The 15108-nt window shown below is 50.9% G+C and carries 16 protein-coding genes; 15 read left to right on the plus strand and 1 reads right to left on the minus strand.

Annotated elements, in window-relative coordinates; all coding sequences use genetic code 11:
* The first annotated feature begins 1 nt into the window (after position 1).
* The 14 genes from rpsH (at position 2) to JNC80_RS06575 (ending at position 11603) form a co-directional block, all read left to right on the plus strand.
* Positions 2-400: a 30S ribosomal protein S8 gene (gene rpsH / locus JNC80_RS06510; protein WP_022710952.1), complete on the plus strand. Its 399-nt coding sequence runs from the start codon at positions 2-4 to the stop codon at positions 398-400.
* 40 nt (positions 401-440) lie between these two features.
* Entirely contained in the window at positions 441-974 is a 534-nt protein-coding gene (gene rplF, locus JNC80_RS06515; protein ID WP_022710953.1) for a 50S ribosomal protein L6, read from the plus strand.
* A 12-nt stretch (positions 975-986) separates the two neighbouring features.
* Positions 987-1349 carry a 50S ribosomal protein L18 gene (gene rplR, locus JNC80_RS06520; RefSeq protein WP_075654833.1) on the plus strand — a complete coding sequence of 121 codons (363 nt, stop codon included), beginning with the start codon at positions 987-989 and terminating at the stop codon, positions 1347-1349.
* Between the two features lie 276 nt (positions 1350-1625).
* A complete protein-coding gene (gene rpsE / locus JNC80_RS06525; protein WP_022710955.1) occupies positions 1626-2186 on the plus strand; it encodes a 30S ribosomal protein S5 in 561 nt (186 codons plus the stop codon).
* Between the two features lie 48 nt (positions 2187-2234).
* Complete coding sequence (gene rpmD / locus JNC80_RS06530; RefSeq protein WP_022710956.1) at positions 2235-2432, plus strand: 50S ribosomal protein L30; 198 nt, start codon at positions 2235-2237, stop codon at positions 2430-2432.
* A 20-nt stretch (positions 2433-2452) separates the two neighbouring features.
* Positions 2453-2926, plus strand: a complete 474-nt coding sequence (gene rplO, locus JNC80_RS06535; protein WP_075654834.1) for a 50S ribosomal protein L15 — start codon at positions 2453-2455, stop codon at positions 2924-2926.
* Positions 2927-3078: 152 nt separating this feature from the next.
* A complete protein-coding gene (gene secY, locus JNC80_RS06540) occupies positions 3079-4419 on the plus strand; it encodes a preprotein translocase subunit SecY (RefSeq protein ID WP_022710958.1) in 1341 nt (446 codons plus the stop codon).
* Positions 4416-5000 carry an adenylate kinase gene (locus JNC80_RS06545; RefSeq protein WP_022710959.1) on the plus strand — a complete coding sequence of 195 codons (585 nt, stop codon included), beginning with the start codon at positions 4416-4418 and terminating at the stop codon, positions 4998-5000. Before secY ends, JNC80_RS06545 begins: the two co-directional genes overlap by 4 nt.
* 485 nt (positions 5001-5485) lie before the next feature.
* On the plus strand, positions 5486-5854 hold the full coding sequence (rpsM, locus tag JNC80_RS06550) for a 30S ribosomal protein S13 (RefSeq protein WP_022710961.1): 369 nt from the start codon (positions 5486-5488) through the stop codon (positions 5852-5854).
* A 236-nt stretch (positions 5855-6090) separates the two neighbouring features.
* Complete coding sequence (rpsK, locus tag JNC80_RS06555) at positions 6091-6480, plus strand: 30S ribosomal protein S11 (RefSeq protein WP_022710962.1); 390 nt, start codon at positions 6091-6093, stop codon at positions 6478-6480.
* 105 nt (positions 6481-6585) lie between these two features.
* On the plus strand, positions 6586-7599 hold the full coding sequence (locus JNC80_RS06560; protein WP_022710963.1) for a DNA-directed RNA polymerase subunit alpha: 1014 nt from the start codon (positions 6586-6588) through the stop codon (positions 7597-7599).
* Positions 7600-7641: 42 nt separating this feature from the next.
* Positions 7642-8073, plus strand: a complete 432-nt coding sequence (gene rplQ, locus JNC80_RS06565; RefSeq protein WP_376709819.1) for a 50S ribosomal protein L17 — start codon at positions 7642-7644, stop codon at positions 8071-8073.
* Positions 8074-8715: 642 nt separating this feature from the next.
* Positions 8716-10188: a DegQ family serine endoprotease gene (locus JNC80_RS06570; protein ID WP_376709820.1), complete on the plus strand. Its 1473-nt coding sequence runs from the start codon at positions 8716-8718 to the stop codon at positions 10186-10188.
* 101 nt (positions 10189-10289) lie between these two features.
* Positions 10290-11603 carry a replication-associated recombination protein A gene (locus JNC80_RS06575; protein WP_376709821.1) on the plus strand — a complete coding sequence of 438 codons (1314 nt, stop codon included), beginning with the start codon at positions 10290-10292 and terminating at the stop codon, positions 11601-11603.
* A gap of 165 nt (positions 11604-11768) precedes the next feature.
* Here the strand turns inward: JNC80_RS06575 and JNC80_RS06580 are convergent, their stop codons facing one another.
* On the minus strand, positions 11769-13565 hold the full coding sequence (locus tag JNC80_RS06580) for a glucan ABC transporter ATP-binding protein/ permease (RefSeq protein ID WP_151159010.1): 1797 nt from the start codon (positions 13563-13565) through the stop codon (positions 11769-11771).
* 507 nt (positions 13566-14072) lie between these two features.
* Between JNC80_RS06580 and JNC80_RS06585 the strand changes: the two genes are divergently transcribed.
* A complete protein-coding gene (locus JNC80_RS06585; RefSeq protein WP_376709822.1) occupies positions 14073-15056 on the plus strand; it encodes an RluA family pseudouridine synthase in 984 nt (327 codons plus the stop codon).
* The last annotated feature ends 52 nt before the right edge of the window (positions 15057-15108 follow it).

Below are 15108 nucleotides of genomic sequence, written 5' to 3' on the forward strand. Positions count from 1 at the left end.
TATGACTATGTCAGATCCTATCGGCGATATGCTGACCCGCATCCGTAATGCTATCGGTCGTAAAAAGACCAAGCTTACAACCCCGGCTTCCAAGCTGCGTGCACGCGTATTGGACGTGTTGCAGGCTGAAGGCTATATCCGCGGATATACACAGACTGATTTTGACAACGGTAAATCCGAAATCGAAATCGAACTGAAATATTACGAAGGTATGCCAGTAATCCGTGAACTGACCCGCGTTTCCAAGCCGGGCCGTCGCGTTTACGTTTCAGTAAAGTCGATTCCTCAGGTCGCTAACGGCCTTGGTATCAGCATTCTTTCCACCCCTAAGGGTGTAATGGCTGATCATCAGGCTCGTGAGCAAAACGTTGGTGGTGAGCTGCTCTGCCGCATCTTCTGATGTGGCTGAGTGGTGAACATAGAAACGGACAGGGTTAACAATGTCTCGTATCGGTAAAAAACCCGTGCCGGTTCCGGCAGGCGTGACCGCCAGCGTTGATGGTCAGACTGTTACTGCCAAAGGCACAAAAGGCGAACTGAAGTTCGTCGTAAGTGATGAAGTAAGCGTGAAGATGGAAGAGGGCGCAGTAAGCGTTACTCCTCTGTCCCAGTCGAAAGACGCCCGCGCTAAGTGGGGCATGGCCCGTACCATGATCAGCAACATCTTCGTCGGTGTTAAAGACGGTTTCGAAAAGAAACTTGAAATCTCCGGCGTTGGTTATCGTGCTGCTATGCAGGGCAAAAACCTTCAGCTTTCGCTGGGTTTCAGCCATGAAGTTGTATACGATGTTCCAGCTGGCATCACTGTTGCAACACCTAAGCCAACGGAAATCGTTGTCTCTGGTATTGACAAGCAGGTTGTCGGGCAGGTTGCTGCCGAGATCCGCGAATACCGTTCGCCAGAACCTTATAAAGGTAAAGGCGTTAAGTATGCCGGTGAAGTTATCGTCCGCAAGGCCGGTAAGAAGAAATAAGGAACACGTGTTATGGCATCGCCTAAACAAACTATTCAGCGCCGTGCTGCACGCGTTCGTCGTCAGCTCAAAGCTGTTTCGAATGGCCGCCTGCGCTTGAGCGTACATCGTACATCTAAGAATATCTATGCACAGATTATCGATGATGTACGTGGTCACACTGTTGCTGCTGCTTCCACCCTTGACGGTGACCTTAAAAAGTCCCTGAAGACTGGTGCAGACAGTGCAGCTGCCGCTGCAGTTGGCAAGCTGGTTGCAGAACGCGCCGCTAAAGCCGGTGTAGCAGAAGTTGTCTTCGATCGTGGTGCATATATTTTCCACGGCCGTGTGAAAGCTCTTGCAGACGCAGCACGCGAAGCTGGTCTCAGCTTCTAATAAAATTAAAAAATGTCGTCAGGTGCTTGCATTTGACGACATTTTTTCTGTATTACAGCGCCGTGAGGCTTAAGTGACTCACTTTTTATTGCTGTAAGCTGACTACGCATCATATTTTCATAACCGTTTACGGTTCTGGTCTGATGTAATGACACTTCCGGTTTGGTTTCTGATTTATCAGAGAGCTGAACTGCGGGTGTCAATTTGTGCATTTTCGGGTTTAATAGCTTGTTAATGTTTCACTTGTGCTTCCGGAAAAGAAAAAGGAATTAGGAAATGGCACAGAAAGAACGTAATCGCGAAGATCGCGCCCGCGAAGAGCGTGACAGCGAATTCGTCGATAAGCTGGTACACATCAACCGCGTAGCCAAAGTTGTTAAAGGCGGCCGTCGTTTCGGTTTTGCTGCTCTGGTCGTTGTTGGTGATCAGAAGGGCCGTGTAGGCTTTGGTCATGGTAAGGCTCGCGAAGTGCCTGAAGCAATCCGCAAGGCAACTGAAGCTGCCAAGCGCGATATGATTTTTGTTCCGCTGCGCTCAGGCCGTACACTGCACCACGATGTGCAGGGTCGTCATGGCGCCGGCAAGGTTCTTCTTCGCTCGGCACCTGCCGGTAAAGGTATCATCGCTGGTGGTCCAATGCGTGCGGTTTTCGAAACCCTCGGCGTTCAGGACGTTGTAGCCAAGTCGCTTGGCTCATCCAATCCATACAACATGGTGCGTGCAACTTTTGATGCGCTGAAGCATCAGATGCACCCGAAAGATATCGCTGCACAGCGCGGTATTAAGTATTCCACACTGCAGGCTCGTCGTCACGACGTAGTTGCCGGTGAAGAATAACCATTGGGTGAGGGGTGTTAGCCCCGCAAGGACTTAAGGAACAAAGTTATGTCTTCGACTAAAGGCAAAACGGTTACCGTTGAACAGATTGGTAGCCCAATTCGTCGTCCGAAAGAACAGCGCGCTACGCTCGTTGGTCTCGGTCTTAACAAAATGCGCCGCCGCAGCACACTGGAAGATACACCTTCCGTTCGTGGTATGATTGCCAAGGTTGCGCACCTCGTCCGCGTTGTGGACGAAGCTTAATCAAGCGCAGGAGAATTATCATGAAACTTAATGATCTGCGTGAAAACCCAGGTGCAACCAAGGCCCGCAAACGCGTTGGCCGTGGTATCGGTTCCGGCTCCGGCAAGACCGGTGGTCGCGGTGTGAAGGGTCAGAAGTCCCGTTCAGGCGTGTCCATCAATGGTTTTGAAGGCGGCCAGATGCCAATCTACCGTCGCTTGCCAAAGCGCGGTTTCACCAACATCTTCGCTAAGAAGTTCAATGTTGTGTCGGTTGGTCGCATTCAGGAAGCTGTGGATGCCGGTAAGCTGGATGCAAAAGCATCTGTTACCTCTGAAGCCCTGATCGCTGCCGGTATCATCCGTCGCGCTCTGGATGGTTTCCGCGTTGTTTCCGATGGCGAAATCACAGCTAAGCTGGTGATTGAAGCTGCCGGTGCTTCTAAGGTTGCGATCGAAAAGATCGAAAAAGCAGGCGGTTCGGTAAAATTACCTGAAGCTGCTTCTGCCGAATAAGGCCTCAGAAATACCTTCAAGACGGCGGCCTTAGTGCCGCCGTTTTCAACTTTATGCCTATTGATTGCATGTGCCTACTTGCGCCTTGTTGTCTATGGGCATATCTGGGGAGGGGCGTCAGATTCTGACGTACGACAGACCGGAGTAATCTCATGGCATCGGCTGCTGAACAGCTTGCATCCAATTTGAATTTTTCAGCCTTCTCGAAGGCGACTGAGCTCAAGAAGCGTATCTGGTTTACGCTCGGGGCTCTGCTTGTGTATCGTTTTGGTACCTATATTCCTTTGCCGGGCATTAATCCTGACGCGCTGGCCCAGTCGTTCCAGCAGCACAGCCAGGGTGTGCTGGGGCTGTTCAATATGTTCGCCGGCGGTGCTGTTGCCCGTATGGCGATTTTTGCGCTCGGGATTATGCCGTATATTTCGGCATCGATTATCGTACAGCTTATGACCTCTGTGGTGCCTTCTCTTGAAGCACTGAAGAAAGAGGGCGAAGCCGGACGTAAAGTTATCAATCAATATACGCGTTACGGTACGGTGCTTCTGGCGCTTGTACAGGCCTATGCAATATCTGTGGGGCTTGAATCCGGCAGCGGTATTGTGTCTGAGCCGGGACTGTTCTTCCGTATCACTTCGGTGATTACGCTTGTCGGCGGTACAATGTTCCTGATGTGGCTCGGCGAACAGATCACTGCGCGTGGTATCGGTAACGGTATTTCCCTGATCATCTTCGCAGGTATTGTTGCAAACCTTCCGCAGGCTATCTCCGGTACGCTCGAACTCGGCCGTACAGGTGCTTTGTCAACAGCGCTGATCCTTGGTGTGATTGTTCTCGCAATTGCGCTGATCGCAGTGATCGTGTTTGTTGAACGCGCACAGCGTCGTCTGCTGATCCAGTATCCGAAGCGTCAGGTGGGTAACCGTATGGCGCAGGGCGAAACTTCGCATCTGCCGCTGAAGCTGAATACTGCCGGTGTTATTCCTCCGATCTTTGCATCTTCGCTGCTCTTGCTGCCTGCAACTGTTGCCGGTTTCGCAAATACAGAAAATATGCCTGCCTGGGGAAGTACGCTGCTGGCCGCTCTCGGTCACGGTCAGCCGATCTATATGTTCCTCTATGCGGCGCTGATGGCATTCTTCTGCTTCTTCTATACAGCGATTGTCTTTAATCCTAAGGACACTGCTGACCAGCTGAAGAAACATTCGGGCTTTATTCCGGGTATCCGTCCGGGTGAGCGTACTGCTGAATATATTGATTATGTTCTGACCCGCATCACAGTGGTTGGCGCTATCTATATCGTGATTGTCTGTCTTGTACCTGAGTTCCTGATTTCAGCGGCCGGTGTACCTTTCTATCTCGGTGGTACGTCCCTGCTTATTGTTGTCAACGTAACACTTGATACAGTTGCTCAGATTCAGGGTCATCTCATTGCTCATCAATATGAGGGGCTGATTAAAAAATCCAAACTTCGTGGGGGAAGACGGGCGAGATGAGACTCATACTTTTAGGACCTCCGGGTGCAGGCAAGGGAACTCAGGCAAAAATTCTCACAGAAAAATATGCCATTCCCCAGCTCTCAACCGGTGACATGCTCCGTGCGGCCGTTGCCGCACAGACTGAAGTCGGTAAACGTGCCAAAGCAGTTATGGATGCAGGTCAGTTGGTTTCGGACGAGATCGTGAATGCGATTGTTTCGGATCGCATCGATCAGCCGGACTGTGCAGGCGGATTTATCCTTGACGGTTATCCGCGTACAGTGCCTCAGGCGCAGGCGCTGACAGGTATGCTGAAAGAAAAGCATGCTGAACTGGATGCAGTGATTGAACTGAAGGTCGATGAGACTGCTCTGATCAAGCGTATGGAAAACCGCGTTGCGGAAACCATTGCTGCAGGTGGTACTGTCCGTTCAGATGATAATCCTGAGGCTTTCCGCAAGCGTCTGGTTGAGTATCGTGAGAAAACCGCACCTTTGTCTGATTATTATGCAGGTACCGGTGAACTGAAGCTGGTAGACGGCATGGCCGCTATGGCTGATGTTACAGCAGAGATTGAAAAACTTCTGCTTCCTGCCTGATCGTCGGATCCGGTCTTTTTGAAAATCCAAAGCGCTGATCTGATAATATCGGGTCGGCGCTTTGACTTTTAGAAGCAGGTGTTTGCAATTTAGTTTTAACGAAATGATAAGCATTTACGCCTGTTCTCTCTTAGAGGTTGACTTTTCCTCACGATTCCGTCAAAGACAGCGACAATTCGCTTAATTCAGATGGGCGCAACCGATTTTCCGGTTTCGTTCATTTTTATGCTGTCTGTATCCGGTGGTTCGGTGCAGGCATAGAGAACAGATCCGGCTTTGTTGAAAATCCGGTGGATCTCTTGGATTTCGGACGTGTTATTAGCCGTTAACTCGCAGATTTTTGCGAGAACAACTTGCGGATAGCGTTCGGTAGAGCTCATTACAGCGTGAACCGGCTTTCCGGTGCTGTAATATTTTAAACTACCGTATGATTATAAAACATGCCGATGCGGCTGTTATCTTGCGGTTCATACAGGAGAAAGCGCATGGCACGTATTGCTGGCGTAAACATTCCAACGAATAAGCGTGCGATCATTGCACTTCAGTATATTCACGGTATCGGCCCTAAATTTGCTGCTGAAATCATGGAAAAGGTCGGCATTGCGCTTGATCGCCGTGTAAACCAGCTGACAGATGCTGAAGTTCTGCAGATCCGTGAAACCATTGACCGTGATTACCGCGTTGAAGGTGATCTGCGTCGTGAAGTTTCGATGAACATCAAGCGTCTGATGGATCTGGGCTGCTACCGCGGTCTGCGTCATCGTCGCTCCCTGCCGGTTCGCGGTCAGCGTACCCATACCAATGCTCGTACCCGTAAGGGTCCTGCAAAGGCAATCGCCGGTAAGAAGAAGTAATTTGCTGGTACCGGAGCTGTTTTATAAAACGGCTCCGGTATTTGCTCGTCTCTGCCTAAGCTTTATGGAGCAGATCAGAGACAAGCGCAGATTATGCTCCGTTTACGGGGCGTCTTAAAGATTTGGCTCCGAGAGGTGCCAATAAACAGATCCAGACATGTCTTGCCTGATGGCTGGATATGTCGGTGGAGCCGCTGGTATTACGGCGGTGTCGAGATCAATTGGAAGGACTAGTTATGGCTAAAGATGCCGGTCGCGTTCGTCGTCGCGAACGTAAAAATATTTCCTCGGGTGTTGCTCACGTTAATTCGTCGTTCAACAACACACTGATCACTATCACTGACGCACAGGGCAATGCGATTGCCTGGTCTTCAGCCGGTGCACAGGGCTTCAAGGGTTCGCGTAAGTCGACTCCTTTTGCTGCTCAGATCGCTGCTGAAGATTGCGCCAAGAAGGCTCAGGAACACGGCATGCGTTCGCTGGAAGTTGAAGTTTGCGGTCCGGGTTCCGGCCGTGAATCCGCACTTCGCGCTCTGCAGGCTGCCGGTTTCACAATCACTTCGATCCGTGATGTGACCCCGATCCCGCACAATGGTTGCCGTCCTCGCAAGAAGCGTCGCGTCTAATCAGTCCATCGCCGCAAGGGCCCGAACTTATGTTCAGGTCTTTCGTGGTTTCCGCTCTCTGTTGCCACGATTGGATAGTGGCAAAGCTAGATTAAAGGAAAGCACATGATTCAGAAAAACTGGCAGGAACTGATCAAGCCTAACAAGGTTGATTTTCTTACCCAGGGCTCGAAGAATAAGGTCACTGTTGTGGCTGAACCGCTTGAACGCGGTTACGGTCTGACATTGGGTAACGCGCTGCGTCGCGTTCTTCTTTCTTCGCTGCGCGGTGCTGCGGTGACTGCTGTTCAGATTGACGGCGTTCTGCATGAATTCTCGTCGATCAACGGCGTGCGTGAAGACGTAACCGATATCGTACTGAATGTTAAAGAAATCGCTATCCGTATGGAAGGCGATGGACCTAAGCGCATGGTTGTCCGCAAGGAAGGACCAGGCGTCGTAACGGCTGGTGATATCCAGACGGTTGGTGATGTTGAAATCCTTAATCCGGATCACGTCATCTGCACCCTCGATGAGGGCGCTGAAATCCGCATGGAATTCACTGTCAATACGGGCAAGGGCTATGTGCCTGCTGACCGTAACCGCGCTGAAGATGCTCCGATCGGTCTTATTCCGGTTGATAGCCTCTATTCACCGGTACGTAAGGTTTCCTACAAGATCGAAAACACCCGTGAGGGACAGGTTCTCGATTATGACAAGCTGATCCTCAATGTTGAGACCAACGGCTCTGTCACTGGTGAAGATGCAGTTGCTTATGCAGCCCGTATTCTTCAGGACCAGCTTGCGATCTTCGTCAACTTTGACGAGCCGCAGAAGGAAGCTCCGCAGGAACAGGTTGCTGAACTCGCATTCAATCCGGCTCTGCTTAAGAAAGTGGATGAACTGGAACTGTCTGTCCGTTCTGCAAACTGCCTGAAGAACGATAACATCGTTTATATCGGCGATCTGATCCAGAAGACAGAAGCCGAAATGCTGCGGACTCCGAATTTCGGCCGCAAGTCGCTGAACGAAATCAAAGAAGTTCTGGCGTCGATGGGACTCCATCTCGGTATGGAAATCCCGACCTGGCCGCCGGAAAATATCGAAGATCTCGCTAAGCGCTACGAAGATCAATATTGAGACCGGTTGCGACCGGAAGATAGATTTTAAAGGAGAAGGCTCATGCGCCACGGAAAGACACTCCGTAAGCTGAACCGGACTGCAAGCCACCGTAAGGCAATGTTCGCCAATATGGCTGCTTCGCTGATTGAACACGAACAGATCGTAACAACTTTGCCTAAGGCAAAGGAAATCCGTCCGATCGTTGAGAAGCTCATCACTCTCGGCAAGCGCGGTGATCTGCATGCACGTCGTCAGGCCATTTCGGCTATCCGCGATGTACAGCTGGTTCAGAAACTGTTCGACGTTCTGGCAACCCGTTATGCTGACCGTCACGGCGGCTATATCCGCATCATGAAAGCCGGTTTCCGTACCGGTGACAACGCTCCGATGGCTGTTGTTGAGTTCGTAGAACGCGACATCACTGCTAAAGGCGCTGCTGATCGCGCACGCGTTGAAGCTGAAGCTGAAGCTGCTGAAGCAGAAGCTGCATAATATCTGTTTAACGCAGATTATATAAATTAAGGGGCCTTACGGCCCCTTTTTTATTGGTTGGTTTATTTGGAAATTGAGAAGCCTGCTTTTTCCATACATTGCAGGAAATCAATCTGTGTTTGTGCCCATTGCCTGATATACTCAGCTTCTGTGCGCGTTTTGTACAATTTTCGACCTAGAGTGAGAGCCTGCGTGCTTGCACTTTTCCTCGTGTAATAAGTTGTATGGCCATATATCAGGCCGAGGCCATATGTATTTTTCTCACAAATTTCATGTGTTTGTTTATATTGAGTGTGATTTTTGTATTTTTCATCCAGGCTTTGATTATGTTTTTTTATGATTGGGATGTTTGAGCTGGAAATAATTATTATACTTATTATGAGTGTTTTGAGCATATTCTTACTTTTAGTTCCAAAAAAATATTTGTTTAAAATTTAACTTATTTCATTTTTCTCGTTTTGCAATTGCGCGAGTGTTCTTTGGTAATAGATTTAAAATATTGAAGCATCTTATGATTTTTTCATAAGCTTCTGTTTTATTACAATAATTTAATTTTATGTTTGTTGTCCGGCCTCTTTTCCGTCTGGTTTTGAAGCCTATATTCATCCTAATCAGTCGGTTTCCGAAACGTGGGATACAAGTATGGCTTCACATCTGCAGAATGATCCGGTCAATAAATCGGGGCGCTTAGGTAAAATTTACAAGGCCGGTCTGGCTGTTTTACTCACCGGCGTTATTGCAGCGGGAACAATTTCTGTGTTTGCGCCTGCCGTGAGCACACCTGCAATTGCCGAGAAACAGGTACCGCAGTCCCATAGCGACATTCAGCTTTCCTACGCGCCTTTGGTGAAGTCGACTGCCGGTGCGGTGGTGAATGTTTATGCCGGCCGTAAAGTGCAGCAGCGTTCGCCATTTGCCGGTGATCCGTTTTTTGAACAGTTCTTCGGCGGTCAAATGCGTCCAAATAAGCCACGTTTGGAGCAGTCGCTGGGTTCCGGTGTGATCGTGGACAGTTCCGGTCTGATCGTGACCAATAATCACGTTATTGACGGTGCGGATGATATTAAAGTCGCGCTGGCTGATGGCCGTGAATTCTCATCAAAGCTGCTCCTCAATGATGTGACGACCGATCTGGCGATTCTGAAAATTGATGCCAAGGAAGAATTGCCAACGGTTAAGCTTGCTGATTCCGACAAGGTTGAGGTCGGTGATCTGGTGCTGGCAATCGGTAATCCGTTTGGTGTCGGACAGACCGTGACCAGCGGTATTGTTTCTGCGCAGTCACGTACACAGGTTGGTGTCTCGGATTTCGACTTCTTCATTCAGACCGATGCAGCGATTAATCCGGGTAATTCCGGCGGCGCGCTTATTGATATGAACGGTAATCTGATTGGTATCAACACGGCGATTTATTCGCGTAGCGGCGGTTCTGTCGGTATTGGTTTTGCTATTCCGTCGAATATGGTTTCAGCTGTGGTAAAATCTGCGGAGAGCGGCAGTGACACATTCGAGCGCCCTTATGTCGGTGCAACTTTTCAGGCGATTACACCGGATATTGCTGCCGGTCTTGGCCTGAGACAGCCTTCCGGTGCACTGATTACTGATCTGGTTGAAAAAAGCCCTGCGGCAGAAGCCGGTATTAAAGTCGGTGATGTGATTACAGCAATTGACGGTGTGAAGGTCGATAATCCGGATGCGCTGGCCTATCGCGTATCCACTGCCGGTATTGGCAAGACAGTGCAGATGACTGTGCTGAATGACGGTAAATCCCGTGAGGTTGCTGTTACGCTTGCCCAGCCGCCAAAAGAAGCGCCTGCACGGGAAGTCACAGGTCGTAATCCTCTGGCTGGTGCGCAGGTGCAGAATATTACACCGGAACTGGCACGCAAATCCGGTCTCGCACCGACAACACGCGGTGTGGTTATCAGCGGTGTGAAAAACAACACACCTGCGCAGGCAATGAATTTGAAGGCTGGTGACATTGTGCGCGGCGTGAATGGTACAGCCATTGCCAATGTCGACGATCTGCTGGCTGTGCTTTCTGCCGGACGCAGTGCATTATGGCGTTTGGATATTGAGCGCGATGGTGTAATTTACCGTCAGTTTGTTCGCTGATTTTTATCACAAGCGGTTGAGGGGAAGCCTCATTTTCTGAAATCGCTTGTGCATGATTGAAACGGGGAGGCCGGTTTGCGAAAGCAATCCGGCCTGTTGCTATGAGTGATTTATTTTCATCTGCTGTTGATCCTTTAGCTGATCGTAACCGTCCGCTGGCCGACCGTATGCGTCCGCGAGACTTGAGTGAAGTCACAGGGCAGGAGCATCTGACCGGCGAGCAGGGCATTCTCTCGCGTATGATTGCTTCCGGCAGCCTCGGCTCAATGATCTTCTGGGGTCCTCCCGGAACCGGCAAGACCACGATAGCGCGATTGCTGGCCGGTCATACGGATCTGGCTTTTGAGCAGATCTCGGCAATTTTCTCCGGTGTTGCTGATCTCAAGAAAGTTTTTGAAACGGCACGGGCACGGCGCATGTCCGGTCGTCAGACCTTGTTGTTTGTCGATGAGATACATCGCTTCAACCGTGCGCAACAGGATAGTTTTCTGCCGGTTATGGAAGACGGCACGGTTGTGCTGATCGGCGCGACGACTGAGAACCCGTCATTTGAGCTCAATGCCGCTCTGTTGTCGCGTGCGCGGGTTTTGACCTTCAAGCCGCATGATGAGACGAGCATCACCACATTGCTGGCCAGAGCTGAAGAGGTGGAGCAGAAGCCGTTGCCGCTGGATGCGGATGCCCGTGCCAGTCTGGTGCGTATGGCAGACGGTGATGGCCGTGCGGCGCTGACACTGGCTGAGGAAGTCTGGCGTGCGGCAAGGCCGGAAGAAGTGTTTACCGCTGAACAATTGCAGGACATCGTTCAGCGTCGTGCGCCGGTCTATGACAAAGGGCAGGACGGGCATTACAATCTGATCTCGGCACTGCATAAGTCTGTGCGCGGCTCAGACCCTGATGCAGCACTGTATTACTTAAGCCGCATGTTTGATGCGGGGGAAGACCCGCTCTATCTCGGGCGCCGTCTGGTACGAATGGCGGTGGAGGATATCGGTCTTGCCGACCCGCAGGCGCTTGTCATCTGTAATGCTGCCAAGGATGCCTATGATTATCTTGGTTCACCGGAAGGGGAGCTGGCGCTGGCACAGGCCTGTGTCTATCTGGCAACCGCACCAAAATCCAACGGTGTTTATATGGCCTATAAAGCCGCCAGACGCGCTGCCAAAGAAAACGGCTCTCTGCTGCCGCCGAAGCACATTCTCAACGCACCAACCAAGCTGATGCGGGATGAGGGCTATAATGAAGGCTACCGCTACGATCATGATGAGCCGGATGCCTTTTCAGGTCAGGATTATTTCCCTGAAAAGATGGGGCGTCAGCAATATTATAATCCGCCGGAGCGTGGCTTTGAGCGGGAAATCCGCAAACGCCTCGATTATTGGGCGAAGTTGCGGATTGAACGTAATCAAAAATAATATCGTATAATACAATAAAACCCGGTGGTTAGAGCGGTTTGTGCATGAGTTGAATCATGCACACCGCTCTAACCCTTTTTTGAGCCGCATTTATACGACGCTAAATAAATATTTAGCTGTAAAATGCTCAAGCCGGGTTTCCTTGTATTTAGATTCTGACGTGCTTTATGCGGAAGCCTTTGAAGGGAAGCGCGTGACATTGCTGTTTTCATCAATGTCATTTGTCAGGTCTGCTTCTTCGGCCATCAGGCCGCCTGCACGCAGCAGCGAGGCAAAACGACCGCCTTTGGCTGCCAGCTCATTGAAGCTGCCGCTTTCAATGATGTGGCCTTTATCAAGGAACAGCACCAGATCGGCATTGCGTACAGTCGAGAGACGGTGCGCGATGATGAAGGTTGTGCGGTCAGAGCTCAGATCATCAATAGCCTGTTTGACCATGCCTTCGGTTTCCACGTCAAGCGCAGAAGTAGCCTCATCAAGCACCAGAATTGGTGCATCTTTGAGGATAGCACGGGCAATCGCCAGACGCTGACGCTCACCACCGGAAAGCTGCGAGCCGCGCTCACCGGCAACTGTGTCATAGCCTTCGCTTTTTGCGAGAATGAATTCGTGGGCAGCGGCAGCTTTGGCAGCGGCATGCACTTCTTCATTGGTCGCACCTTCCGCACCGATACGGATATTATCCTCAATCGAGCGGTTGAACATACCGGCATCCTGAAACACGGTTGCCATAGCTTTGCGGAGCGATGAACGGCTGACATTGCGGGTATCTGTGCCGTCAATGCTGATATGACCGGCCACAGGATCATAAACACGCTGCAGCAGATTGATCAGTGTGGTTTTACCGGCACCTGTCGGGCCGACAATTGCCACGGTCTGACCGGCTTTGGCAGTGAAGGAAATATCATAGACGCCCTGACCGGAATTGCGGAATTCATAGGTCACTTTGTCAAAGACAACTTCACCCTGCACATTTTTCAGATCATTGGCAGATTGTGGTTCTTCATGCATGGCCACAGCATCTTCCATTGCGAAGAATTCTTCGAGTTTCGCGCGTGAAGAGGCAGTCTGGTTGATGAAATTGCTGATCTGGTCGAGACGGCCGATCATCAGCTGGGCAAAGCCGATAAAGGTAATCACTTCACCGACACGCAGCTGGCCTTTGGAAACCAGATAGGCACCGATCAGCAGCACGATCACCATGGAAATGGTGGAAGCCATACGGTTCAGACCGCTGGCCAGTGCCCACCAGTTCAGCACCGGACGCTGGGTTTTTTCCAGAGTTGCCGCGTAATCACGCAGGGCAGAGGCTTCCGCATTGATGCGGTTGTAGCTCTGCAATACGGAAATATTGCTGATTGTATCGCTGATATGTTCAAACACTTTGTGATGGTGGCGCTCAACCGCAGCCTGACCATCTTTGGTTTTCTGAATAACCAGCTGGCCGATCATTACATAAATCGCACCGAGTACCATCAGCACCAGTGTCAGGCGCGCATCCATGCTGAGCGCGGTCGGGATCAGCACAGCCAGCGCCACAATGGTGGTGAGGTGGTTGCGCATGAATTCCAGCCACAGCGTGAACAGCGTGTCGGTTGCACGGATCAGCGTGTGCAATGCATTGGAGGTGCCGCGCTGCTGATGCCATGCCAGTGGCATTGTAATGATGCCTTCGTAAGATTTGGTCAGGACGCCGAGACGGCGCTTATGCGCCAGCCGGTCAGCGCCGCGTGCAACCAGTACCACGGCGATAATGTTGAACACACCGAGACCTGCCCATAGAGCGAGGGTCGGGATAATCACGGTCTTTTGCGAAATCGCATCAATGACCCGACCGAACAGCACAGGTTCAAAAATGGTGATCACGCCAAGCGCAATATTCGCCAGCACGATAAGCGCTGTCGCTGTTCTCTCGGCTGAGAGATATTGCAGGGATCTCCAGTAAACGCGCACAATAGACACGGGCCACTCCGGTATAATGTCTGACCGAATTATATCCGCCAGTCAGATTGCGGTCAGAAAAACAAATGTTTAGCGGCAGCGGGAACATGATCCTGATTGCCTGAAACTGCAATGGAAATTGGTGTTCATAAGTGGCAATTTAAGTGCGAAACCGACCATAAATTACAACGGATTGTAACCTGCTGTGATAGTTTTATGTAACCTGCTGAAAATGCATGATTTTATAAAATGTTCAGAAAGTTTAATGGATTTAAATATTCGGTGAGAATCCGGTGCCAGAGAGCTTATTCTTAAGTGTTTTTGCGCTTTACGGTTACAGACGGGGGCAGGTCGCCTTTAAGCATGAGTCCGTGCAGAAAACATGTTCTGAACAGTTCCTGTGTCATCTAATGTTTCCATTTGGCTGCGAAATGCTCTAGGAGCATATTTCAGAGTATATTGGCTGCACGGAAGACATTGCATTTGTCGCCGTGATTGTGCCCCGAATTTTAGCGGAATAAACAGAATATGGCTGGCGTAGAACTTAAAACTGTAGATGCAGACGAAACAGGCATGCGCCTTGATCGCTGGTTCAAAGTGCATTTTCCGGGCTTGGGCTTCGGGCATTTGCAAAAGCTGCTGCGCTCCGGCCAGATCCGTGTGGATGGCGGGCGGGTGAAAGCTGATAGCCGTTTGCAGGCTGGACAGTCCGTGCGTGTTCCGCCGCTGGGACTCGATGAAAAAGAAGACAACACTCCGCTGACCGGCAAGACCATCCGCAATCAGGGTGATGGCGATGTTCTCAAGAAAATGCTGATTTTTGAGAATGAGAAGGTTTATGTGTTCAATAAACCATCCGGTCTGGCCGTGCAGGGTGGTTCGGGTGTGGTGCGCAGTGTCGATTCGATGCTGGAAGCATGGCGTAATAAAAAAGGCGAAAAGCCGCGTCTGGTACACCGTCTTGACCGCGATACATCGGGCGTTCTGGTCGTGGCGAAAACCCGTAGTGCCGCGCAGGCGCTGACCAAGGCTTTCCGTGAGCGTGATACCAAGAAAACCTATTGGGCTCTGGTGAAGGGCGTACCGCGCAAGCGCGAGAACAAAATCTCCACATGGCTGGTAAAAGACAGCACGCCGGATGGTGACCGTATGCGCGTTTGCCAGCATGGTGAGCCGGATTCCGATCACGCTGTATCGTTCTACCGCGTGCTGGAAACAGCCGGTCAGAACCTGTCCTGGCTGGAAATGGAGCCTTATACCGGCCGTACCCACCAGTTGCGCGTACATGCGCAGTATCTTGGTCATCCGATTATCGGTGATCCGAAATATTTTGAAGCTGATATCAACTGGGATTTCCCGGGCGGTGTGCAGAACCGTCTGCATCTTCATGCGCGCCGTATCCGCATTCCTAATCCGGGTGGCGGTATGATTGATGTTTCTGCGCCTTTGCCGCCGCATATGGTGCAGTCGTGGAACCTGCTTGGTTTCGATGCGGATGCGGAACAGGACTGATAGTTGATTGTATGTTCCGCCGCATAACAGGCCGGAATGTGTTTGAAGCGGG

Origin of the sequence: Pseudochrobactrum lubricantis (assembly GCF_041929865.1) — a bacterium.
Classification (GTDB): domain Bacteria; phylum Pseudomonadota; class Alphaproteobacteria; order Rhizobiales; family Rhizobiaceae; genus Pseudochrobactrum; species Pseudochrobactrum saccharolyticum.

What these genes read in the sequence shown, in the direction of transcription:
- rpsH (WP_022710952.1), top strand. Translation starts at nt 2, where the DNA reads ATGACTATGTCAGATCCTATCGGCGATATGCTGACCCGCATCCGTAAT.
- rplF (WP_022710953.1), top strand. Translation starts at nt 441, where the DNA reads ATGTCTCGTATCGGTAAAAAACCCGTGCCGGTTCCGGCAGGCGTGACC.
- rplR (WP_075654833.1), top strand. Translation starts at nt 987, where the DNA reads ATGGCATCGCCTAAACAAACTATTCAGCGCCGTGCTGCACGCGTTCGT.
- rpsE (WP_022710955.1), top strand. Translation starts at nt 1,626, where the DNA reads ATGGCACAGAAAGAACGTAATCGCGAAGATCGCGCCCGCGAAGAGCGT.
- rpmD (WP_022710956.1), top strand. Translation starts at nt 2,235, where the DNA reads ATGTCTTCGACTAAAGGCAAAACGGTTACCGTTGAACAGATTGGTAGC.
- rplO (WP_075654834.1), top strand. Translation starts at nt 2,453, where the DNA reads ATGAAACTTAATGATCTGCGTGAAAACCCAGGTGCAACCAAGGCCCGC.
- secY (WP_022710958.1), top strand. Translation starts at nt 3,079, where the DNA reads ATGGCATCGGCTGCTGAACAGCTTGCATCCAATTTGAATTTTTCAGCC.
- JNC80_RS06545 (WP_022710959.1), top strand. Translation starts at nt 4,416, where the DNA reads ATGAGACTCATACTTTTAGGACCTCCGGGTGCAGGCAAGGGAACTCAG.
- rpsM (WP_022710961.1), top strand. Translation starts at nt 5,486, where the DNA reads ATGGCACGTATTGCTGGCGTAAACATTCCAACGAATAAGCGTGCGATC.
- rpsK (WP_022710962.1), top strand. Translation starts at nt 6,091, where the DNA reads ATGGCTAAAGATGCCGGTCGCGTTCGTCGTCGCGAACGTAAAAATATT.
- JNC80_RS06560 (WP_022710963.1), top strand. Translation starts at nt 6,586, where the DNA reads ATGATTCAGAAAAACTGGCAGGAACTGATCAAGCCTAACAAGGTTGAT.
- rplQ (WP_376709819.1), top strand. Translation starts at nt 7,642, where the DNA reads ATGCGCCACGGAAAGACACTCCGTAAGCTGAACCGGACTGCAAGCCAC.
- JNC80_RS06570 (WP_376709820.1), top strand. Translation starts at nt 8,716, where the DNA reads ATGGCTTCACATCTGCAGAATGATCCGGTCAATAAATCGGGGCGCTTA.
- JNC80_RS06575 (WP_376709821.1), top strand. Translation starts at nt 10,290, where the DNA reads ATGAGTGATTTATTTTCATCTGCTGTTGATCCTTTAGCTGATCGTAAC.
- JNC80_RS06585 (WP_376709822.1), top strand. Translation starts at nt 14,073, where the DNA reads ATGGCTGGCGTAGAACTTAAAACTGTAGATGCAGACGAAACAGGCATG.